The following is a 22,748-nucleotide window of genomic DNA, read 5'->3' as shown; positions in this document are numbered from 1 at the left end:
GCCCCTCCCCGCCTAGAACGCTTCCTTGATGATCACGTAGAAGTTCACGTTGCCGTCGCCGTCCACGCCCGCATCGAACCTGAGCGCGATGTGCTCGGACTTCTCGGCTATGAAGCGCAGTCCCGCGCCGCCGGCGTATTTCACGTTGTGCGCGCTCATCTCATGCAGCGAGGGCGCGACCTGCCCGGCGCTCATGAAGGCGGTCCCCGCGAACCTCCAGAATATCGGGTAGCGGATCTCTGCCTGCGCCGCCACCAGGTCGCGATCGCGAAACCGCCCGTCGAAGTAGCCGCGCATGATCTGATCCCCGCCAAGGCGCGGCATGGACTGGAAGGGCACCGTTCCCCACGAGAGCTTCGCGACGGACTGCAGGGCGAGCACCATCTCGCCGTAGATTCGCAGGAATGCGCGGGCGTCCGCCTCGAGCTTGCGGAAGTCGTACTCGCTTCCTGCCTCGTCCAGGTGCGCGAGCGCCTTCACGTCGAGGTACACGCCGCGGTACGGATAGAACACGCTGTCGCGCGAATCCCACGTGACGACCGCGCCCATTCCCGAGGCGTGGGTTCCGTCACCCCCCGGAATTTTTCCGGAGTCGAGGAGCCCGCCCTTCTCGGTCTTCATCATGTCGTCGTAGAGGAGATTCACGGCCGGCCCCGCGTAGAGATTTTTCGCGAGCCTCACGGCGAAGCTCCCCTGGAAGTTCGTCATGATATCGGTGAAGTCCTCGTCGTCATCGCCGTGAGTATCGGGCCCCAGGCCCCAGAAGACGTTGGGGAAGCGGCTGAAATCGAGCCGCGTCGAGAGCCGGTACTTGTTCCTGTCGAAATACCGGTCCGCGGAGACGCCCACCGTCTGCTGGTTTTTTATCGTGACCGCGCCATACAGCGAGTACTCGTCGGGCTTGAGCGAGGGGTCCGATAAATCGGGATTGTGGAACACGAGGAACGCCCAGCCAATCCCTACACTCGTCTCGGGCAGGTAGAAGGGGATCGCGAACGGGAGATAGCCCCACTCTTTTTTCTCAGCGGCGTCCCCGGCGGGTTTGGCCGCTTCGGTTTTCTCAGCGGGTTCCGCGTCGGCGACGGCGGGGGTGCGGTAAAAAGGTGCGGTGAACAGATACGCGCCCAGGAAGGCTGCGTACAGGAATGTGCGGCGTTGAGCGGTCATCATCATTTCCTCCCTCCGGCGGTATCGGCGCCGGCAGTCGATCGGGCGTTTAATTCGTTAGTTTTAAACATCTGTTTTATACCAGTGTTTCAAATAAATCCCCCCGCCGGATTCGTCAAGAAAAAATGCGAAAAAAACGGAATTTTCCGCATGGACGCCAACTGGAAAGGCGCCCGCGGATGAATGCATTGTCCAGGTTTATCATGGAGCGCGTCAAGGAACGGCATAAAGTTATTGCTTTTTAAGCCGGGCGCGATATGCTCCACCCGGTTCCCGTGAGTTTCGCGCACGGGCATTGCGTGATCGACACCGCCCCGAAAAGGAGCATCACCTATGAGGAATAGACTCACGGCATTTTTCATGATCGCGGCCATCGCGCTGTGGACGGGACTCGCGGACGCACAGACGGCCCCCGGCTTCGCGCTGGAAAATGACAAGGGGACCATGGTTTTCAGGTCCTCGCTCAAGGGCAACCTCATCATCTCCTTCTTCGCGAGCTACTGCAAGCCCTGCGAAAAAGACGTACCGCTGCTGGTGGAGCTTGAAAAGAAATACGGCAAGACGAAGAACCTCACGCTCATCCTCATCACCGCGGACCTGAACGACGGCGAGGGCAAGGCGAGGGACAAGGCAGCGGGATTCATGAAGAAGATCGGTGTGAGCCACGACTTCCTGCTGGACGTGTACCACGTCGCGATCAGCAAGTATAATCCCCAGAAAAGCCTCCCCTCCACCTTCCTGGTGGACCAGAATGGGAACATGCCCTTCCAGGAGATAGGTTTCCGCGAGGATACGATGACGCGGCTTGAGCAGGCGATAGGCGCGTTGCCGTAGAAGGCGCGGATTCGAATCCGCGCCTTCCACTCAAAATTTCATTCCTGTGTCTTCATGCTCCCGAACTCGAGATACGTGCCCATGAAATTCAATTCGCTCCAGTACTCCCAGCGGCCGAAGCCCAGGTAGACGGCCTCAGGGTTTTTCGATTTCGGGGGCACGACAATGGCAAGGTGCCGGTTGCCGGGCTTCAGCTTCACGTTCTTCTGGCATATGGGTTTGCGGTGGTGATCGAGCAGCACGATCCGGAGAAGACCCGAGGATTCCGTCGTTTCGACGTCGCATTCGGTCTTTCCTTCCCCGGCCGGATTGAAGGAAACCCTCAGGGACGGGGCCTTATACGCCGGGGCGGTGTAGCTTTCCGCCCACGGGTTCTTCACGCCGGTGAGGGTCGGGGCCGCGGCGTCGGTCAGCCTTGAATCGATAGGTCCGATAAACTCGAAGGCGCGGGGGACCGGTCCCACGAACAGCCGCGGCGCCCCGCACGTGTCTACGACGAACACGCCGAAATTTACGCCCGAAACCCCGGCATACCCGATCTTGCCCGCTTCGGGCGAGGTGAAGTAATCCGCGATGAATGCCGCGCCGCTCATGCCGTCCGCCCGGGTGTAAAAGAGATCGAAGTACCATCCCGAATACACCGGGGGCCCGCCGGTCGTTCCCGGCTCGAGCTCCGCGATCATGTACAGGAAATTTTTCATTTCGTCCGACAGGGGAACATTCGCGAGTTCCCGTTCCGAGATCGCCTTGAGCACCGAGAGCGTTTTTAACGTTCTTTGGAAATACGCGAGCGATTTCGTCCGGCCTTCCGGATCAATTACCGAAAGCACCTTCGTCCCTCGCGCGGCGTAGTCCATGAGCGCGGCGTAGACGGCCGGCAGCGGTTCCACGAACCCGTCCGGGATCCGGCACCCGCCGAAAAAATAATCCTGGGCGGCCATGAGAACGTAATTGTGCTTTACCTGGCCGTAGGCCGCGACGATTCCGTTCAGGCGAAGGTCTTCGTACGCCCGGTGCTCCATTACGGAGGGAAGAACGCCGTCGGCCTTTGGTCCCATTTTCCGGATGGCCGACATCCACGCCGAGTAGAGATCGCCCGGGTCCTTCGCGGTGTTCGCCGCCTTGCGTGCATTTTCCAGCGCGGGGGAAAGCTCCGGGTAGCGCGCCAATTCCGCCTTGAGGTAATTCTTCGCGCGGTCGCTTCCCAGCGCATACCCCATATCGCAGACGCTTACCACCTTGCGCTCCTTCACCGCGGGGTCGTGGACAAACCGGAGCGCCCCCGTATCGGACGTTATGCGCGGCCCGAGCATGGTGCAGATGGCGGGAAGCTCTTTGGTTCCGTTCGGCATGGGGTGCGTGTTGACGGTTCTCGCGAATCGGCCCCCAAGCGCCTTTATAAAGCGGCCGGCCGCATCGCCGTCGAGATTCACGATGCCCGCGCTCTTTTTTATTTCCGCCACGTCCCGCAGGGAGAGATCCTCACGCATCCCGGCAAGAAGGTCCCAACTGCGCTCGACCAGCGCAATTTCGCCGGCGGCCCCGGAAGATTCCGCGAGCGCGGACAGGGCGAGCGCGGCGAGCACCTCCCGCGGCGTCTCCGACGGATCGGGAACTTCCCCCGGGCACGAGCTCATGCAGGAACGCGAGGAGAGGTTGAACTCCGTCCGGGAAAGCCACATCGCGCCGCGAAAGTACCTCTGGAAATCTTCATCCGCGTAATGCCCGCGCGGCGCGTACTGGCTCCAATCGACCTTTCTCATCCTTCCGAAAAGGGAAACGGTTTTTATGTCCTTCGCCTCCATCGCCATCGCGTACAACGCCTTCACCTGGTCGTCGGTCCGGAACTGCGACGGAAGTACCGAGCCCTTGAGGAGCGACGCGGCAAGGGTCAGATATACGTCAAGGTCGTGAAGCGTGTCCGCGGGCAGGGTCGCACCCGGGGAAGCCAGCCGTGTCCGCATAGCCTCGATTGCTTTGTTCAACGAGGGCTCAAGGATCTTTACTTCCAGGTCTTTCAGTATTTCATCGTTCGATATGTAAATCGCGTGCATGATCGAATCGATCGTCACGTACACGGGTATCTCGGACTGATATATTTCGTGATACGCGTATCCGTAGTTATCCATTTCGGTCTTGGGCAGTACGACGAACCCGTTTTTATACAGGATCGCCCTTTCCTTTTTCTTCAGCAACAGCCGGTCATTGACCTGTTTGAAATATTTCGGATCGGATGCATGATCCCAGGCAACCCGAGGATTCCTTGTGAGAGCTTTTTTTTCTCCAAGGATCGCCTGCGCGGCGCGCTCTATGTTCGACGCGGCGGTCTCGCATGAGCTTTTAGGATTGAGGGGGGATTTTTTGAAAGCGCCCGATTCATCGGACCCGTAATGGTTTTCCCATGAATCCGCTTCGTCCTGGGCGAACATCGATCCGCTCGAAGAATGGAATACCGCGGCGACATTGAACGTCACCAGCAATGGAACCGCTATGTAAAGAATCGCGCGGAGTCTGTGCATTGGATGCTCCATTAGGTTATCATTATAGTGAATATTCCATTCGCCATCAAGAAGAAACTCCCCCGCCGGAAACGGCGCATCGAAGGCATACTTCCCGTGAAGGCCGGCACTCCCGATTCATTCCTCACTCCATAGCGGGAGCCCCGTCGTCGCGTCGAATCCCCGCACGAGGGGCTCGCCCTGCAACTCCGTGACCACCAGCTCGCAGGCGAAGATGCGGCACCCGGCGACGAGGTGGCCCCCATAGGACCGGCCCGTATCGTCGGCCAGTGTCACGTGGGCGTGGCACGCGGGCGCGCCGTCCCGGATGGAGACGGTTCCCGTGAGGGAGAGGATTTCGCAATGCCCGGGGAACCGGAGCTCATGATAGATTTTTGCGTTCTGCTCATAGTAGGCCACGGCAGCTTCGGAGAGGGCGCCGATAGCGTCGATCCGGGCCATGGCGATTCCCCGTGCGCGGCAGCAGGCGGTTATGCTTTCCAGCAGATCGGCGCCGTGCGGCAGACGGCCCACGAACACGCGTCCCGTTTTGAATTCACGCATTGAATGACCTCTTTTTCCGGGATGAAATAATACCAAACAGGAATTTTATCCTTCTTCCCCGGGTAAGCAACTAAAATATTTCTATTAACTGGTCAATCTCCATCTCCCCACCCCCTGCGTTCCAGCCAAACTCGCTGTTCCGGTAAGAGGCTTTCCATTTTTCAGAAACGATGCGCAACGTGAGGGCGCCTTTCATCGAGCTCGCGGTCCATGACGATTTTAAAATACGAGGCGAGCGCGAAGCGGTGCATACGCACAAGCGATACCGATACTCCTTTTTCCGCCGTGAGGTAGAGAAAATACTCCCGCGCGTTGCCGGTACATATCCGGTCGGCCGATATTCCCTTCTCTCTGACGAACCAGGCGTTCGCGCGCCGCAGCGCTCCCAGGTAGGCTTTGACGGTTTTGCGGGAATAGCGCTTGAGGACGAGCGCCTCCCTGAAGCGCTCCATGCCGGGAGGTTCGATGCTATTCGCGTCCCGCTCTTTATCGGAACCCGGTGAATTGTCTTTGAACCATGCTGAGATCTCCGTGAACGCATACCTTGTAACTTTTAGTTCGTTTAGAAAATAATCGCGCACCCTGGAGAAATCATGGAAATCGATTTCGCTTTTTTTCGATTTGAAATACTCCATCAGATCCAGGTTTGAAATATACTTTGGGCTGCCCTTGTGGGCGTATGTATCGAGCAAATCACGAAGTAATTCGATTTTCATAAAGACACAGTACCTCCATTAAAAGGATAACACATTCTCCTAATGGTTAATACGAATTTGAGTCCAGAAATGCTAAACATTTTCAGTTAATGCGAAGATATTTTACTTTATTTTGGACAGATAATCGTATATTCTAATGGTTATTACGAATTTCGGCTATTTATAGTTGTACGCAAGCCTGGCCGATGATTTTGTATTAAAATAATTCCGGCATCCTTGCCGGAAATGAAAAGATAGGCAATAAGTTATAATGAATCCTAAAAATAAATATGGGGGCTAAAAACCAATATTTTAATAATTTTCAAATTTATTTATAAGTGAGGTAAAAGACTATGACAATTGACAAATTGGAAATCGCAGAAACCGTTAATCGATATTTTGCTGCACTCGATAAACGCACTTTTAACATAGAGATATTTAGAAATATCTTTGCAAACAACGCTACTGTTGAACGTCCACATGGTCAGGAACTTGAAGGACCTGAAGATATTTCTTCAAACCACGAAAATAGCATGAAAAGATTCAGAGCAACACAACATCTTACAAGTGGATTTATTATTGACTTAACCGATGAAATAAATGCCAACTTCCGATTAAATTTAATCGCTATGCATTTATGGAAGGAGGGTTTGGGCGACACGAGTGTAAAAAGCCAAGATAATTATTTTCTCGCCGGAGGGGTAGTTACAGGGAGTGTTACAAAAACAAGCGATGGCTGGCGTATTTTATCAGTTCGTAATGATATTGTTTGGAGGCAGGGCGTCGGATTTCAGCAGATACTTGAAACAAAATAGCGCCTGAATTTGTGCTAAAGAAATTATTAAAGAATTTTAGTCTATTGCAGTTATTATATTAATCGGTGAGAATCTAGAATTATTTGTACAACAACGCCATCCGTGGCTTTGCTTTTAGTGCCTATTTTCGGCCAGGCCAGCGTACAACAGCGGCTATACGCTCCTGTGCGTCCTCACTGCGTTCCGGGCGCTCCTCGGCCCTGCGGGCACATTTGCTTTTGGCACACGTTTTTGCTACGGCAAAAAGATGTGCCAATCGCTACGCGACCAGCAAACGTCGTATAGCCGCACCGTTAGGTGCAATATTTTGGCGCTAATGTGATTTATAAATAGAAATGAGTATGGAGGCATTATAATCCTATGAATAAAAATACTGAAACCCCCATAAAATCGTTTGCATCCTCAAAGCAATGGAAGGAATGGCTTGCAATGAATTATGCCATATCCAATAATGGTATTTGGCTTCGAATTTTCAAGAAAGATTCCGGCGAGGCAACGATCACCTATGATGAGGCATTGGATGAAGCTCTTTGCTTTGGTTGGATCGACGGTCAGAAAAAAGCGTATGATGAAAAATCGTGGCTTCAAAAATTCACGCCACGCAGATCAAAGAGCATATGGTCAAAGCGAAATAAAACACGAGTGGCCCAGCTTGTCGAAGAAAAGCGAATGCAACCATCCGGACTCAAAGAAATAGAGACCGCAAAAAAAGACGGCAGGTGGGACAAGGCTTATGATTCTCCCAGCCAAATGGAAATTCCCGCTGATTTTCTATCGATACTTAAAAAAGACCAAAAGGCCTACGAATTTTTTAAAACACTGAATAAGGCAAATACATATTCAATTGCTTGGCGATTAGAAACAGCAAAGAAGCCAGCGACCAGACAAAAACGGATGCAAATTCTTCTGAAAATGATGAAGAAACGACAAAAATTACACTAATTTTTCGTGCATTACTAGTGGAATTAAATACTGTTTGCCTAATGATCCGTGCAGAGAGCACCAAAATACTGCACCTAACGAGTCTGTAGGAAAATCCTAAAGACGTGGAAATTAATTGACTTTTCAGAGTCAATACCCCATCATTAAACAAATTCACGCAATGAGGTACGCCATGCCTCGTTATAAGAACTACGATTACGCCCAATCTCTCCTTCTTCCCGTCAATTTCAAGGAACAAATCATCCCGGGAACGCTTGAGTACACGATCCATTTCATCGTTGAAGAAAAGATCGATATCTCGCCGCTTGAAAAGCGTTTCAACAACGAGGAAACCGGTGCACCCGCATACGATCCGAAGATATTACTCAAGATCGTTCTCCTGGCCTACGCGCGAGGAGTGATCTCTTCGCGAAGAATCGAGCGTCTGTGCAGGGAGAACGTGGTGTTTAAAGCGCTTTCGGCAGCAACTGAACCGGATTTCACTACGATTGCGCACTTCATTCGCTCAATGAAAAACGAAGTACGGCAATTGTTCTCTGATGTGCTCCTTTACTGCGTCGAGCTCGATCTCCTGGGTGGCACCACCTTTGCGCTCGATGGGTGCAAATTGCCTTCAAACGCGTCCAAGGAATACAGCGGCACCTTTGCCGACTTGAAGAGGAAGCGGGACAAGCTGGAGAAAACAGTCCGCATGCTCGTGAAGCAGCACGGGAAAAATGATTCGCGAGACAGAGAAGCCAAAAAGCGGGAAAAGAGACGCGTGGCCCGGATGAAGCAGAAAATCGGGAAGATCGATTCTTTCCTGGCAGGGGAGAAACCGAAAGTGAAAACCCGCCAGGGGGAGAAACAAAGCAATATCACCGATAACGAAAGCGCAAAGATTAAAACATCGAAGGGTGTAATACAGGGCTACAACGGCATGGCGCTTGCCGACGACAAGCACCAGGTGGTCGTAGCGGCAGAGGCCTTTGGGAACGGACAAGAGTACGAGCTTTTAAAGCCGCTGGTGTCGACGGCCAAGGAGAATGCCCGGTACGCGGGTCTGGGGAAGCGTTTTTTTGAAGGGAAACGCCTGATTGCGGATACGGGTTCGTTCTGCGAGGAGAACATCAAGTATCTGTCCTCGGAAAAGATAGACGCCTACATACCTGACCAGCAGTTCCGGAAACGCGATCCTCGTTTTATAGACAGGGATCGCTATAAACCCCCCAAGCGGTCTCTTTACACGAAAGAAGATTTCACTTACTTCATAAAATCCAATACCTTTGTCTGTCCCGAGAAAAGAATCTTGAAGTTTCATACCCGGCAGACGTTCAACAACACTACCGGGAGGGTGTACCGTGCGCTACTCTCTGATTGCCGAAAATGTTCCAGGAGGGAGAAATGCCTCCGTTCCGTAAACACCCGGCAGCGGAGTCTGTATGTGATCGAGAAATATTTCAACCGCAACTTCTCGGAAGAGATGAAGGCGAAGATCGATACGCTTAAAGGCAGGAAAATATACAGCGCCCGCATGGGAATCATCGAACCGGTGTTCGCGAACATGTGCAGCGCCAAGGGATTGAACCGGTTTACGCTGCGTACGAAAAAGAAGGTCAATGTGCAATGGATGCTCTACTGCATGGTGCACACTATAGGAAAAGTATGCCGGTATGGGTAGATCGAGCATGGTTCCACGTCTAAATGTGCACCGATAACGGGATTTTAAGAGGAAGTAGAGAAAATAATATATTGCGGCAATAGGATCTTCATGGTAAAAGGAGATTGACCAGTCACAGGGGGGTTATTCTACAGGTTCAACACATGGTGTACGTGCTGCGCTCGCGAAACCCATTTCACAGGTGATGAACCGACAGCGCTCAATACACAAGCGCAAGCTTCGTTTCCCTGGCGGCCCTTGACGCTTTCCCGCCTTGACGGTTCCTGGCGGTCATTTTCTTCATCCAGCCCTCATCCGTTTTCCCCTGGACGACGGGGAGCATCTCGTCCGCCAGGTAGAGGGCCTCATTTACGTCATGCGTTACGTACACGATCGGAAATGAGAATCTCCCCTTGAGGTTTTTCAGCTCCTCGCGAAGCACCCTTCGGGTCATGGCGTCGAGGGCCGAAAAGGGTTCGTCAAGAAGGAGGACCTGCGGCCTTCTCGCCATGGCTTGGCAGATGGCGCAGCGCTGGCGCTCGCCGCCCGACACCTTGCCGGGTTTGCGCGTGCGCAGGTGGCCGATGCTGAAGAGTTCGAAAAGATCGTCCACGTCTTTTTTATTCACGGCGGCAAATGCCGCATTATCATATAAATTCAGATGCGGGAACAGGGTGTAATCCTGAAAGACATACCCCAGCCGGCGCTTGCGCGGCGGTACGTTTATCCGGCGCGATGAATCGAACCATACCTGGTCGTGGAAAGTAATTATTCCCTCATCGGGCGCGTCGAGCCCCGCGAGCATGCGGATGATCGAAGTCTTCCCCCCGCCCGAGGGCCCTATCATCACCAGCACCCTGCCGTCGGAACATTCGAAGGCCATATCCAGATCGATAAATTTAAGCCGCTTTCGTATGGTCACGCTCAGGGACATTATTTCTTTTCCTCGTTGAGTTTATTCACAAGAAGAAGGAACGCGTAGCTCATAGGAATAAACGCCAGGGACAGGAGCCCGGCCCCCCGGTAATCCATCGCCTCCACCGCTTCATAGATCGCGATCGACGCGACCCTCGTTTCGCCGGGGACGCTTCCTCCCACCATCATCAAGACACCGAACGCGCCCATGCTGTGAAGAAAAACCAGCACGGCCGCGGCCGCGATCCCCGAGATGCTGTTCGGTATGACGACACGGAAAAACGCGGCCTTTTTAGTCAACCCCAGCACGTATGCGTTTTCGAGGAGGCGGCGATCGATCTTCTGAAACGCCGCCTTCATAGGCTGCACCGCAAACGGGATGCTGTATACAATTGAAGCTATGACAATACCGGTAAAAGTAAAAAGAAGATACCCGCCTGTCAATGAAGTCCACGCCCTTCCCGCGAATCCGTGCGGTCCCATGACGACAAGGAGATAAAATCCAATCACCGTGGGGGGAAGGGCCGTGGGGATATAGATAAGCGCTTCAATGAATGTTTTGCCGCGCATCCCGGAAAATGCGATGAAATATGCCAGTGGCGCGGCAAGCGCCACCAGCACGACGGTGGTAAACATTGAAAGCTTTAATGTTAATAACAGGGACTGGAAATCCATCTATTTATAGCCGTATTTCTTTTTAATCTTTTCAGCTTCCGGCGACACCAGGAAAGTCGCAAACTTGTCCGCCGCGTCGCGCTTTTCCGTGCTTTTCACCACGCAGGCCGACTGCACTATTGCGGGAGCCTCGGCCACCGCGTAGTAGCCGCCCTTCTTTCCCTCATCGGAAAACGCTGCGGAGAAGGCGCAGAATCCCATGTCCGTGGCGCCGGTGGAAGCATACTGGAAGGCCTGCGCGATATCCTGTCCGTTCACGAGCTTCGGCTGGAGAGAATCCCACAGTTCGGCGCCCACAAGCGCGCTCTTCGCAGCCAGGCCATACGGCGCCGTCGCGGGATTTGCTATGGATATCTTATTCACACCCGGAAGCGTGAGCGCTTCTCTCCAGTTGGCGGCAGTGCATAATTCCTTCTTCCCAGACCAGAGAATCACCTCGCCCTTCGCGTACACGAAAGGAGTCAGGACTTTACCTTCCTTCAAAAGAAGGGTCGGTCTCTCTTCGTCGGCAGAAAGAAAAATGTCATAGGGGGCGCCGTTTTTTATCTGATTATAGAGCGTCCCTGACGAGGTGAATGTCGTTTCAACCTTTATTCCGGTTTTGCCCTCAAATTCGGCCGCGAGTTCGCCGAATGGCTTGATAAAATTAGCGGCGACACCCGCGCTGATCTTTTTAGAAGACGGATCCCTGGTGCATCCGGATATGGACACGGCAGCAGCGACAATGCTGATCACTGCGATTGCCGCGACCCGTTTATAACCCGGACTCTTCATTGTGCTCTCCTTGATGCAATCTCTTGCGAACATACTATTGAATCAAAAGATATATATGAGTTATTAGGTCAAATTAAACATAGTAAAAATACCAGTCAATGAATTTCTCTCCCCCCACTCCCCGCGCCGCGGCTGATACGCTTTGTTCCTGCATAAAGCTTCACGACCTTCTGAAACGATGCTCGTCGCGAGGGCGCTTTTCATGGGGAAGGATGATAATATGAACACATGGTATATTTATAAAAAAATAAACTTTTTATGGTATTTGTTGTTGACCATAACATAGACTCATGGTATATATTACCTTAACCTTGTTAAGTATTTGATCCTTCATCCGCGGATTCCGGGTGAAAGATGTCCAGAAGGCCGTGCGCACACAGCATCTCTTGAGCGATCGATTCGAATGAGGCCCGGCGAACTACAGGAGGTATGAATATGGCGACCACAATCAGGCTCTTCATCGCATATCTCTCCCTCGCAATCGTACTGGGTTCGTTTTCGTCATGCATTTTAAGCCCCAGGCACGACACTGCCTACTCCCGGAACCAGGAGGCGGACCAGGGCAAGCCCGTCGACCAGGGGGCGATCGTTTCCGGGATAGGGCAGTATCGGTACGATATCCTTGTCGAGGGCATGGGCAGGTACAGTTTCGACCGGCTGGCCTACGGCATGGGCCAGAGCAACATGATCCACCTGATAAATATCATCTCGGACGTGAACAAGCTCGTCGCGCTCCTCAGTGAGCCCCATGCGATCTCTCCCGAGGACGTGGTGGACCTCATGAATTACACCGACCAGGCTATCGGCGTGGAGAATCCGCCCTCCGACGATACGCTGGGAAAAATCGCGAACCTCATCAACAACGTCAACGACATGAATTACTTCAAGGAGATAATCCTCGGGGTGACAGACCGGAACGGGAAGACCGGCATGGAGCGGCTCACGATGGTGGTGGCCCTGGTCGACGAGTACCAGAGCACCATGCCCACCATCCTGAACCAGGTCGCCTGTACGCCGGCGGGCCTGCAAACGCTCCTGCGCATCTTCAACCAGACCGACGACATGAAGGACCTGGTGACAGTGATTAACGGGACCACCAACCTGATAAACGTGACCGGGGTGATGAACAACATCACCAATTTCGGCAATCCCGACGACGGCACGGGCGCGCTCGTCGCGACCCTCAACCATACGACCGATCCCGCGCGACTCGCCTTCGTCATTAACGGCCTGGCGGTCACGGGGGTGATCAGCAACGACGACGATTTCGAGCTTCCCCAGGCGAATAACAACTGGGCCGTGAGCGGAAACGCACACTGGCAGGTCACCTCGTCCACGGCCTTCAGCGGGAGCAGATCGCTGTGCGCGGGCGTTGCGACCCTGAATCCCATGGACGACAACGAGACGGCCTCGGCCGAGATCGTGACGCGGTTCACGACGGCGGGAACGATCAGCTTCGCGCGAAAGGTGAGCACCGAGACCAACTGGGATTATCTCAAATTTTACGTCGACGACGTCCTCGTGGACCGATATTCCGGCGAGCTTCCCTGGGCCGAGCTGACCTACGGCCCGTACGCCGCCGGGGTGCACAGGCTGCGGTGGGAGTATGTGAAGGATGCCTCCACCAGCGCGGGCGAAGATGCCGTGTACATCGACAAGGTCGTCCTTCCCGGGAACCGCGGCGCCGATCTGCTTCCTTACATGAAGGTGGCCATTCTCCTGAACCAGCTTTCGCTCTCCCACGAAACCACCATCGCGGAAACGCTCAACAGTCTTAACGCCGCGGGGCTCGATAATCTCGTGTACATGGTCAACCATACCGTATATCCGCCCAACCCCGATGTCGTGGAACCCAGGATCGTGTCGATCGTGAACAACCTGAGCGACATCGACACCCTCACCCGCGTGATAAACGGGCTCGAGGGCGACGCGCCGCGCCAGATGACCGATATCATGGATTTCATCGCGGACGTGTCGAAGGTCTACGGCATGGTCGACGGCCTTGCGGGGAACCCCGGCGAGAAGCTCTACAGGATTGTCAACGGGGTGACGCCCGCGGGGACAGTCGCGCTCATGCGCTTCCTGGACGGCATATCCCTCGCCGACATCCTCACCGTCATGAACGGCGTAGAGAGCACCGATTACGTCCCGGCGATCTTCAACAACCTCGATCTTGCCGGCACGAACGTGTCCGCACTGGGCGCGACGAGCGCCCCCACGGCGGGCTCCCGGCTCGTCAACGTCATCAACGAGATCGCCGACGGCGACGCCCCCGGGGCCGGGCTCACCGTGGGCTACCACGTGGTGCGAATGCTGAACGACATCTCCGCGTACGGGGGGGGCACGGGGGCGGCCAACGTGGGCAGGATCGTGAGCGGGCTTAAAAACACCACGAACCCGGACGGCGCCACGCGGATGGTCCTTATCATGGAAAGCCTGGGGGCGCATAACGACGCCGCGCGCTATACCGACCCGCTCTGCGATTCCGGGGACTGCACGTCCGACAAGTTCGGGCGCCTCACCGCGTTCATCAACGATATGTCGGGCAACGGGACGGGCGCCACGGTTGCGCTCATCAACGGCGTCAATTCCGGCAGCCTGCCCTATCTCACGGGGCTCATCGGCACGGCGAAGCGCATCCGGTACATCTCCGACGTCATCAACAGCCTGACCAACGTGAACCTGATGCTGTCGATACTCAACGAGCCCGGCCTGGACGTCACGCGCCTGAGGAGGGTGCTCGACTGCATGGGCGACAAGAGCTACCCGGGCAGGACGGCGCCCTCGCCCCGCTATACCGACGCCCTTTCCACCGCCGAGAACGACGCCCTTGGGCGCATGACGGTGCTCGTCAACGAGGTAGTGACGCCGGCCGGGGCATCCAACCTCATCACGATACTCAACGATATCGAGGACATGGACAAGCTCACAGGGCTCCTTGCAAAAATAAATGAGAACGGCACGGCAAAATCCGGCGGCGGCATGAACCGGGTCCGCTACCTCTCCGATACGATCAACAACGTGGCGAACATTTCGCTCATGATGAACATCCTGAACGGCCCTCCCGGGTATCCCGAGGCGGACTACGACCCCCTCGTGGGGCTCATGAACGAGGTGGGCGGTTCGGTCCAGAAGGGGAACGGGATAAAAAGCGTGGGCGACCTGTCCATAGTCTGGGGGGTCATCAATCTCCTGGGATGGAACTACGTCACAGGCCAGTCGCGCACCCCCGCGGAACAGGCGCGCGCCATTACCCTGGTCAACGAGGTGAACAGGTGCGGCATCCAGTCCGGCTACGAGCTGAGCGCGCCCTGGGACCACCTGCTGACTGAGCCCTGCTCCTCGGGGAGGAAGCGGTTGTCCGAGTTCATGCTGGGCATGGACAACCCGGATCCGGTGGCGATCATCGTGGGCAACGTCACCGACACCATGAAGACCGTGGCCATCCTGAACGGGTACCAGGACATCCAGCAGCTCATCAACCTGATCAACCTCCTGCCCGGCGAGGTCACCGCCGCGTTCCTGAACACGATGCATAACACGAACAACGTCGTGTACGGCTCCACGCTCTACCTGATGAACAAGCTTTCCTACGACGCCATGGCGGGGATGATGCACTTCGGCACGGGCATAGGCGAAGGGGGAAGCAGGACCGGCAACTGCAATTACTTTCCCGGCGTGGGCCCCGTTCGCATGGCCCGCCTCCTCAATTCCGAAACGGGTCCAAGGCTTTACAACATGCTTACAAATTTCGGCTGGCGCACGGCGATTCCCGCAATGGTGTGCGGGTTCGGCGTCGTGAACAACCAGTCGCTCGAAAACAGGAACGGCGGCGCGACGCAGTACTTTCCCGCGACCGAGACCATCCAGATCAACGGGCCGCATTACACGGGCGGCGCATGGGTGAACGGACTCTACACCCACTCCTACCAGGTCTCGCCCGGCAACACGTACAACTGCCTTAATTACTACAATGAGACTATCTCGACGTCCATCTGCGGTTCGCCACAGGTGGATTCGGTCATATGGTCGGGCGCGTCATTCTGCCTGGTGGTGAGCGTGGATCCCGGGATCACGTCGGCGTGGGACGCGATCAACGGGGACGGATTCCTGGGCTGGCTCCTGAGTTGGGCGGGCACCGTGCATTATCCGCCCTACGCGGGAACGAGCGACAAGAACTGGCCCAAGTGCCGGGTGTGCCCGCTGGACGATGAGCCGGCGGTGATCTACAAAAGCGGCCAGCGTTATCCGGAATACGCGTACCCGCCGAACCACTAGGCGTCGATCGTCGCGGACGCGAAGAGGAAATGTCGCATAACGGGGCGCTGATACGCTAATTTCCCGCTGTATCGGCCCCCCGTGTCGGGGATTCTGCCGCGGGCGCACACAGAACCGGTGAATCGATGAAAAGAACACTCGCGACAACGCTGCTCGCCCTGCTGCTTCCCCTGCTGATGTGCGGGGGCGGTTCCCGTTCCGATTCGCACTCGGGCCTTCCCGTTCCCGACCCCGCGGCATGCCCGCCGGGATCGGCGGAAAAAGACGGCTGCCCCGAGGGGGGACCCGCGACGCATGAGTTCTGGGTGAAGGACCGGCGCGCCGATGCGCCCGAAGGAGTATCGGCCCACTACCGCCTCTCCGCCGAACGAATCGCCGTGTCCGGGCATTTCGTGCTCTACCGTGAAACAGGAAAGAACGATATCATGCCGGCGGCCGATGCCGGGGCGCTCCTCACCCGGATAGAGCCCGCATTTGAAAATCTCAAAGCGGTGTACGGCGGCGGGGTATGCCCATCGACGCAGGACACGGGAAGGACGGTGCTCCTGGCGTACGACATCCGCGACGATTACGCGGCGACCGATCCCGCGTACGTGAGCGGCTTCTTCGCGCCGCGCGACCTGTTCGCCGACGATTTCACCGCGGCGCTGTACGGGCACCCGGAGCTTATCGAAACGACCGGGAACCTGGGGGACCTGGAAACCGCGGAAACCCTGAAAGGCAGATCGAACGAAATACAGATCGTCTACCTGGACCTCCATCCCTTCTATGACGGCGCGGCATTTGGGGGCGACACGGAGAAGGCGAAGACCCTGTTCGTTGAGGCCGCGCTGCATGAGCTGTCGCACCTGTTCACGTACTACCGGCGCGTCCTGGACGGGGCGGTGAAAAAACACACGATGTGGATTTCCGAGGGACTCGCGGAGCAGTCGCCCGGGATGCTTGCCGGGTCCGCCGCGGGACAGGCCGAGCGCCTTGAACAGTACTGTCTCCCCCTTGTGCAGCAGCTCGTAGCCTCGTCGCCGTCGCTGCTGGACATGAACTCGTCGGGAAATCCGCTTGCGGGTTATATACTGACGAACCTGTTTTTCAATTATATGCGGCACCGCGCGGGCACCGCGCCAGGGGACCTCGCGATCATGGAGGCCTTCGTCACGGAGCCCGATGAATCGGTCTACGGCGTCGACCGGGTGCTGGGGGAGTTTTCCTTCTGGAACGGGGGACAGGATTTTTCCGGAATGTTCGGCGACTGGGTCATCACCAACTGGCTCTATGCAGCGGGCAGGGATCTCGAATCGCTTCTGGACGAATCGGGCGCCGCGGTGGACCTGGGCGACGGAACGTATCCCTCGCGGAAATACGACCTGAGCTACACGGGCGCCGGGATCGGGAAGAAGGGCGAAGCGGGACTCGCCTTCCGCGAGAACTCGCTCCCGCTTTCCGGCGAGGGCATGGTGGAGCTCCTGCCCGCCTCGTTCGTCTACCACGAGTATGTTCCATCGACGAACGAATCCTATACGCCGCTCAACCAGGGCATGGACCGGGGCCTGAAGATCGTCCTGGTGCGCCTGGCCGGCGAGAGCGGCGCACACATGTCGATTCACGACTACGACGCGACCATGAGCCTCTTCGCGGGCGAAACGTATCACTTCATGATCTACAATCCGAACTACGGCGGGGAAAGGCTCTCCACGGGACAGCTTCCCTGGGACGCGCGCAACCTCGCCTCGTGGGTGGGAGAGGGAAAGTCGGGATGGCAGCGCGGCCCCGGTGCGAGGACCGGCAATGCGGACAGCTGGTTTTACCGCACGACCGGCACGGCACTGTCGCTCCAAAGCGTACATGGAGGCGACGGCAATTACGTCTACGTCGCGGACTCGATCAACCACGGCGTGTCTCGGTGGAACGCCGGCACGGGCGCCTTCGCCGGAAGGATGGGGAGCAAGAGCCTTAACTGTGCCGACGACGGGAGCGAGGACGACGGATGGCACATGACGGCGGGAAAGCCTGCCTGTAACTTCTGCCGGCGAAGCCTTAACGCGCCCCAGGGAATCGCCGTCGATTCGAGCGGCTTCATTTATGTGGCCGACCGGAACAATCATCGCATCGTGAAGCGCAACCGTGACGGGAATTTCGTCGCCTGGCTGGGAAGCCCGAACGACGACGCATGGCAGACCCTGTCTATGGAAGAGCCCTGGGACCTCCCCTACTCCATGGACGCGAAGTCGTTCAACAGCCCCTTTGGCGTGGCGATCGACGAATCCGCGGGATTCCTCTACGTGAGCTGCTACGGCTCGAGCGTCGTGTCGCGGCGGAACCTCGCGACGGGACGCTACGAGGGATTCATCGGGAACGGCGTCGACTCATGGGACACCGCCGCGACGACGCTCTCGGGCCAGCGGGGAAGCGCCAGGAATTATTTCAGCTATCCGCGCGGCATCGTCGCGCAGGGCGGATATCTCTACGTGGCCGACGAGGGGAACCATCGCGTCTCCCGGTGGACGCGCGCGGGTTTCAACGGTTCGACCGGAGCCGACCCGGCTGCGGCATGGATAGGCGGCGGGGACGACGGCTGGCACGACGGCGCGACACCCGCCGGCGCCGCGCAGGAGAGAAAACGATTCAACTACCCCGGCGATGTGACCGCGGACGGCATGTGGCTCTATATCGCGGACCGGCGTAACCAGCGGATCGCGCGCTGGGGCATCGCGTCGGGAAACTTCGGGGGCTGGATAGGAGGGGGCACCTCCCAGTGGGAGACGAATCTTGACGGACCCACGCAGGAGCCCGTGGGAAACGCATATACGTATCCGGCGATTTTCATGCTGGAGCCCCAGGGCGTCGCCTTCGCGAAATCGGCGGACCTGGGTACCGGACATTCATACCTGTTTACATCGACCGTATATAACGCGCGGCTGTCTCGCTGGAACATCGATTGCGTGGAGAATAACCTGGGCGGCGGGTGCACAGGAGAATGAAACAAATGCTTTATTGATTCCGGAGAAGCGACCATCCACATCCCCCTCCCTTGAGGGGAGGGGACAGGGGAGGGTGAGGCGCGTTTCTTGATGAGAATTCTTTGATGGGCAGGATGAGCGGTAATAAAACCGGGCTTCATCACCCCCACCCCGCCTCCCCCGTCAAGGGGGAGGGGTGAAAATAAAACTGGAGGGTCTCAAATGAAAAAAAACATGCACGGTAAAAAAACCAGGACGGGTATTCGGGGCCGATCGGCGATGATGTTTGTGGCGCTTCTGCTGGCGGTTACGGTCGTCCAGTCGGGATGCGCCAAGCCGACGGACGGGCCGGCGACGCGCTACGGCGAAAGCCGGGAGCATGACAGCGGGCTGACCTCGTCGGAAATGTACGACCGGCTCGTTGCGGGAATCGGCCAGGAAAAGACCGCCATTCTCTACGATGAGATGGGGACGGGCGAAATGGACCTGCTCTCCTACGGGGTGGGCGTCTCCAACCTGATCCTATTGGTGAATATCATATCCGACATGAACAAGCTCATCGCCATCGTGGGAAGCGATTATCCCGCCGGTTCCGAAACGGGCCTGGGCGCCGCGCGCGTGGTGAGCCTCATGAACACCGTCGACCACTGGATGACGATGAACCGCTACGACGGGAGCCTGCCCTCCGACCAGGACACGGTGCAGAGGATCGGCGATTTCGTGAACGCCCTCTCGCCCGACGAGGTCAATGAAAAACTGGTCGCCCTGGTGAACGCCCTTGGCGTTACGCGCGATATGCACGACGAGACCACCGGGGACGGGAATCCCACGGACCAGGAAAGGCTCGACCGGCTGGCCAAGCTCATCTCCCATGCCGGGGACCTGAACAAGGTGATCACCATCATGACGGGGCTCCCCGCGGCGACGGTGACCACGAAGCTCCGGGACATGCTCTCCGGCCTTAACGATACCGAAAACGTCGTCGAGGTGGTCGACTGCGTGACCGACATGTCCAAGATGGTGACGCTGGTACAGACGGTATCGTCGGTGCCCAATCTCTGCGCGATCATGAACGGGATGAATCCCGGGTGCACCTCCAAGATGGGCTATGTCCTCAACAATGTCGCATCGGCGGGCACCATCGTCTATATGATAGACAATATCGGCCAGCCCCTGAAGATGAGCGCGCTCATCAACCAGATGGAAGACAACAGCACATGGGCCGGCCAGGCGGGGGCCGCGCAGCACTGGAGCGGCAACCCCTCGGGCGCCGATTCCGGGATGGTGCGGCTTGCCGGCATCATCAACGGGCTGTCCGCGGCGCCCAACCCGGCCAAGCTCATAAGCATCATGAACCAGGTGAGCGACATGACCAAGATGATGCGCCTCATCCAGGACATGACCGAGTCCGACGACATGATCGCGCTCATCGCGAGCCTCGCGGACCCGGGGGTGAACGCGGTCCCGTCCCAGAACCTGGGATTCATCCTTGAAAACGTGGAACTCGCGACCATACCGCGCATGCGCCAGCTCATGGACGGGCAGCGGATATTCGGCAACATCGGAAACCAGGCCAATTACCTCGCGAAGATGAACGAGCTCATCACCTCGCTCAGCAACGCCCAGCAGGGGCCTTTAAAAGTCGCGGAGCTCGTCCAGGGAGTGAGCGACATCGACAAGATGATAGACCTCGTGTACGATGTGAGCGTGCTCGCAAATCTTTCCTTCATCATAAACGGCATCCACACGGGATCGAGCCCCTGGCCCAACGACACCGCGGTCGTGACCCTCATCTACATGGTCGAGCACGCGGCGCAGGTGCAGAAGCTCATCGGGGTGATCGACAGCGTGGCGCCGGCCAGCGTGACGAGCCTGGTGAACAACGTTGCCGCCGGATCGCAATGGTCCGATGCGCAGCCCGTCCACACCGGGGCGACCGTGGACGACACGCAGGCAGCGGGGAAGAAGCTCAACAACGTGATCGACGGGACCACCGACGTGAACGACCTGGTGTTCGTCCTGAACAATGTATCCAACTTTTCGAAGATGGCGGACCTGATCAACACGCTTCGCATCGCGAGCACCCCCCGAATGGCGACGCTTGTCAACAACATCACCGGGACCAACGGCTGGAACGCCGGCGCGCCGGCCGCGGCCACGGGGAACGGGAAGCTCGTCAACATGATCGACAACATATCGAGCCTGGCCGACGTCGCCGCGCTCATGGACGGCATCGCCGAGGCGCTCAAGCTCTCGGATTTCATCAACCAGGTGGCGAACTCGAACCTCGTGGTCGGACTCATCAACGCCGTGATCGCGGATCCCGACGCGACGACCGCCGACATGGTGGGCCTCATGAACGGCATCGACAGGGTGAACGACATCCCGAAGATGGCCCGGCTCGTGACCGACCTGAACGGCACCAACAACGCGCTCGTCGCCGGCCTCATGGCGGTCTATGCCGCCGATGCGACCAAGGGCGTGGGATACGCCACGATGGTAACCCTCATGACCAGCCTGACCGACGCATCGTCGGCCGGAAAGCTCGCGACGCTCATCACCTCGCTGAATGCGAATGTCTACTACCTTGGCTCTCCCATATCGAAGCGCGCGGGAATGGTGCGGCTCCTCAGGGCCGGCGTCCTTTACGGGGGGCAGACCTTCCCGGGCATTGGGCCCGTGCACACCGCCGTCATGATGAACGGGGTGGACGATCCCGCCGACATGGCCGCGCTCATGAACGCCATAGGCATCGACCAGATGGTGCCCATGGTGGGATGCGGCGACCGCGTGGGCGACCCGGACAACAACGGGCTGCCGCCGTTCGATCCCGATTTCCATGCGCCCTGCACCGCGCTGGGGATGTGGTAGAGAGAATCATGAAGCGCATCTTCACGGCAATCGCCCTTGCGTTCATCGCGGCGTGTATCGGATCCATGGCCGCGCTCCCTTGCGCCGCGGAAGACGCCTCCCCGCGCGGCCGGCTCGATAAGGGCGCGCAGGGCAAGCCGCTGGGACCCGACGAGCGGATCGATCCGGCACGTGAAGAGGGCGAAGGCGCGGACGAGTGGTATACGCGCCTGGGCGCCTCGGCGGGATATTACCGCATGGGACCGGAGATCGAGAACGCCCTGGGGCAGATCGAGGATTTTTTTTCCGGCAAGGACGTGCGGCTCTCGGCGGTCAATTTCGATACCACCGTGACGATGACGGCGCGCGATTCCGTCAAGCGCGCCCGGACGAGCGTCCTTCCCATGACGGAGCTCGGCCTCGGGCACGGGCGCGGCCGTCACCGGTTCGAGCTTTCCCTGGGGCTCGCCGGCATGGTGAAGCTCAACACCATAGACGCCGACACGGGCATGACCATCCACGAGGAGGTGAAGCCGGATATCGACGACTGCCCCATGGCGAAACTCGGATTCGTGGATCCCGTGTCGGGTAACGGCGATTACCGTCTCCAGATGGTACTGAACGAGGAGGTCTGGATCCTGTCCCCGACCTTCACCTACGATTACTCGTTCTTCCAGGCCCCGTGGGGGATGCTGACCGCGGGGACGAGCCTGTCGCTCATGATCCTCACGCTTAAACAGGATATCCGCTTCAGGGCAAGAAGGACCGACATCTCCGCCGATCCCTATAGCGAACGGCTGCTGGAAGGCAGTGTGCAGTCGACGGCCGTGAACGACGCCGGGGTCCGCCTTCAAGCATACTGCGGCTACCGGAAATATTTTTCCGACTCCTGCACGCTGGACCTCCGCATGGGAGTATCGGCCGGTTTTGTGGACGTGCACCGGGACGTCGACGGCGCGTCCACCATCTACATGGGAGGCGACGTCATGCCGATTTCGTTCCCCCTCTCGTCGATCACGGTGGACGGGAAACCGTTTAAGACCCGGGAGACGAACAGGGTTCAGCTCACGGGAATATTCATCCAGGCGGGGATATCGATATGACGATGTCGAATAATGGGCCACAGAGACACATAGACGCAGAGG

At 57.4% G+C, this 22,748-nt stretch carries 15 protein-coding genes; 8 read left to right on the top strand and 7 right to left on the bottom strand.

The features are described 5' to 3' along the window. Positions 1-12 precede the first annotated feature (12 nt). Positions 13-1,173 (bottom strand): hypothetical protein, encoded by a 1,161-nt coding sequence (locus EPN93_21150; GenBank protein ID TAL29598.1) that lies wholly within the window; start codon positions 1,171-1,173, stop codon positions 13-15. Between the two features lie 327 nt (positions 1,174-1,500). On the opposite strand from EPN93_21150, the gene EPN93_21145 reads away from it, so the two are divergent. Next, a complete protein-coding gene (locus EPN93_21145; protein TAL29597.1) occupies positions 1,501-2,001 on the top strand; it encodes a TlpA family protein disulfide reductase in 501 nt (166 codons plus the stop codon). Between the two features lie 38 nt (positions 2,002-2,039). Here the strand turns inward: EPN93_21145 and EPN93_21140 are convergent, their stop codons facing one another. The 3 genes from EPN93_21140 to EPN93_21130 form a co-directional block, all read right to left on the bottom strand. After that, the gene (locus tag EPN93_21140) at positions 2,040-4,532 is read right to left on the bottom strand and encodes a DUF3160 domain-containing protein (GenBank protein ID TAL29596.1); all 2,493 of its coding nucleotides are present in this window, start codon (positions 4,530-4,532) and stop codon (positions 2,040-2,042) included. Positions 4,533-4,637: 105 nt separating this feature from the next. Then, the gene (locus tag EPN93_21135; protein TAL29595.1) at positions 4,638-5,063 is read right to left on the bottom strand and encodes a DUF296 domain-containing protein; all 426 of its coding nucleotides are present in this window, start codon (positions 5,061-5,063) and stop codon (positions 4,638-4,640) included. 161 nt (positions 5,064-5,224) lie between these two features. After that, positions 5,225-5,779 (bottom strand): hypothetical protein, encoded by a 555-nt coding sequence (locus EPN93_21130; protein ID TAL29594.1) that lies wholly within the window; start codon positions 5,777-5,779, stop codon positions 5,225-5,227. Between the two features lie 332 nt (positions 5,780-6,111). Here EPN93_21130 and EPN93_21125 point away from each other — a divergent pair, with 332 nt between their 5' ends. The 3 genes from EPN93_21125 to EPN93_21115 all read left to right on the top strand — a co-directional run bounded on the left by EPN93_21125 (position 6,112) and on the right by EPN93_21115 (position 9,175). Beyond that, positions 6,112-6,573 carry a nuclear transport factor 2 family protein gene (locus tag EPN93_21125; protein ID TAL29593.1) on the top strand — a complete coding sequence of 154 codons (462 nt, stop codon included), beginning with the start codon at positions 6,112-6,114 and terminating at the stop codon, positions 6,571-6,573. A gap of 360 nt (positions 6,574-6,933) precedes the next feature. Continuing rightward, positions 6,934-7,515: a bacteriocin-protection protein, YdeI/OmpD-associated family gene (locus tag EPN93_21120; protein TAL29592.1), complete on the top strand. Its 582-nt coding sequence runs from the start codon at positions 6,934-6,936 to the stop codon at positions 7,513-7,515. A gap of 160 nt (positions 7,516-7,675) precedes the next feature. Next, a complete protein-coding gene (locus EPN93_21115; GenBank protein ID TAL29591.1) occupies positions 7,676-9,175 on the top strand; it encodes a transposase in 1,500 nt (499 codons plus the stop codon). A 199-nt stretch (positions 9,176-9,374) separates the two neighbouring features. On the opposite strand, the gene EPN93_21110 is transcribed toward EPN93_21115, so the two are convergent. The 3 genes from EPN93_21110 to modA are packed head-to-tail and all read right to left on the bottom strand — an operon-like array spanning position 9,375 to position 11,551. Continuing rightward, positions 9,375-10,088 carry an ATP-binding cassette domain-containing protein gene (locus EPN93_21110; protein TAL29590.1) on the bottom strand — a complete coding sequence of 238 codons (714 nt, stop codon included), beginning with the start codon at positions 10,086-10,088 and terminating at the stop codon, positions 9,375-9,377. Beyond that, complete coding sequence (gene modB / locus EPN93_21105; GenBank protein TAL29589.1) at positions 10,088-10,744, bottom strand: molybdate ABC transporter permease subunit; 657 nt, start codon at positions 10,742-10,744, stop codon at positions 10,088-10,090. The genes EPN93_21110 and modB overlap by 1 nt, the downstream gene beginning before the upstream one ends. Then, the gene (gene modA / locus EPN93_21100) at positions 10,745-11,551 is read right to left on the bottom strand and encodes a molybdate ABC transporter substrate-binding protein (GenBank protein ID TAL29588.1); all 807 of its coding nucleotides are present in this window, start codon (positions 11,549-11,551) and stop codon (positions 10,745-10,747) included. A 402-nt stretch (positions 11,552-11,953) separates the two neighbouring features. Between modA and EPN93_21095 the strand changes: the two genes are divergently transcribed. The 4 genes from EPN93_21095 (at position 11,954) to EPN93_21080 (ending at position 22,706) form a co-directional block, all read left to right on the top strand. After that, positions 11,954-15,796, top strand: a complete 3,843-nt coding sequence (locus tag EPN93_21095) for a hypothetical protein (GenBank protein ID TAL29587.1) — start codon at positions 11,954-11,956, stop codon at positions 15,794-15,796. A gap of 125 nt (positions 15,797-15,921) precedes the next feature. Continuing rightward, positions 15,922-18,774 (top strand): hypothetical protein, encoded by a 2,853-nt coding sequence (locus tag EPN93_21090; GenBank protein ID TAL29586.1) that lies wholly within the window; start codon positions 15,922-15,924, stop codon positions 18,772-18,774. A gap of 201 nt (positions 18,775-18,975) precedes the next feature. Next, positions 18,976-21,624, top strand: coding sequence for a hypothetical protein (locus tag EPN93_21085; GenBank protein TAL29585.1), 2,649 nt, complete (start codon positions 18,976-18,978; stop codon positions 21,622-21,624). An 8-nt stretch (positions 21,625-21,632) separates the two neighbouring features. Next, complete coding sequence (locus tag EPN93_21080) at positions 21,633-22,706, top strand: hypothetical protein (protein TAL29584.1); 1,074 nt, start codon at positions 21,633-21,635, stop codon at positions 22,704-22,706. The last annotated feature ends 42 nt before the right edge of the window (positions 22,707-22,748 follow it).

The sequence above is a fragment of the Spirochaetota bacterium genome (assembly GCA_004297825.1).
Taxonomy (GTDB): Bacteria; Spirochaetota; UBA4802; order UBA4802; family UBA5368; genus FW300-bin19.
This window is presented reverse-complemented; position numbering and strand designations above follow the sequence as displayed.

What these genes read in the sequence shown, in the direction of transcription:
- EPN93_21150 (TAL29598.1), bottom strand. Translation starts at nt 1,173, where the DNA reads ATGATGATGACCGCTCAACGCCGCACATTCCTGTACGCAGCCTTCCTG.
- EPN93_21085 (TAL29585.1), top strand. Translation starts at nt 18,976, where the DNA reads ATGAAAAAAAACATGCACGGTAAAAAAACCAGGACGGGTATTCGGGGC.
- EPN93_21120 (TAL29592.1), top strand. Translation starts at nt 6,934, where the DNA reads ATGAATAAAAATACTGAAACCCCCATAAAATCGTTTGCATCCTCAAAG.
- EPN93_21130 (TAL29594.1), bottom strand. Translation starts at nt 5,779, where the DNA reads ATGAAAATCGAATTACTTCGTGATTTGCTCGATACATACGCCCACAAG.
- EPN93_21125 (TAL29593.1), top strand. Translation starts at nt 6,112, where the DNA reads ATGACAATTGACAAATTGGAAATCGCAGAAACCGTTAATCGATATTTT.
- EPN93_21080 (TAL29584.1), top strand. Translation starts at nt 21,633, where the DNA reads ATGAAGCGCATCTTCACGGCAATCGCCCTTGCGTTCATCGCGGCGTGT.
- EPN93_21110 (TAL29590.1), bottom strand. Translation starts at nt 10,088, where the DNA reads ATGTCCCTGAGCGTGACCATACGAAAGCGGCTTAAATTTATCGATCTG.
- modB (TAL29589.1), bottom strand. Translation starts at nt 10,744, where the DNA reads ATGGATTTCCAGTCCCTGTTATTAACATTAAAGCTTTCAATGTTTACC.
- EPN93_21095 (TAL29587.1), top strand. Translation starts at nt 11,954, where the DNA reads ATGGCGACCACAATCAGGCTCTTCATCGCATATCTCTCCCTCGCAATC.
- EPN93_21115 (TAL29591.1), top strand. Translation starts at nt 7,676, where the DNA reads ATGAGGTACGCCATGCCTCGTTATAAGAACTACGATTACGCCCAATCT.
- EPN93_21090 (TAL29586.1), top strand. Translation starts at nt 15,922, where the DNA reads ATGAAAAGAACACTCGCGACAACGCTGCTCGCCCTGCTGCTTCCCCTG.
- EPN93_21140 (TAL29596.1), bottom strand. Translation starts at nt 4,532, where the DNA reads ATGGAGCATCCAATGCACAGACTCCGCGCGATTCTTTACATAGCGGTT.
- EPN93_21135 (TAL29595.1), bottom strand. Translation starts at nt 5,063, where the DNA reads ATGCGTGAATTCAAAACGGGACGCGTGTTCGTGGGCCGTCTGCCGCAC.
- modA (TAL29588.1), bottom strand. Translation starts at nt 11,551, where the DNA reads ATGTTCGCAAGAGATTGCATCAAGGAGAGCACAATGAAGAGTCCGGGT.
- EPN93_21145 (TAL29597.1), top strand. Translation starts at nt 1,501, where the DNA reads ATGAGGAATAGACTCACGGCATTTTTCATGATCGCGGCCATCGCGCTG.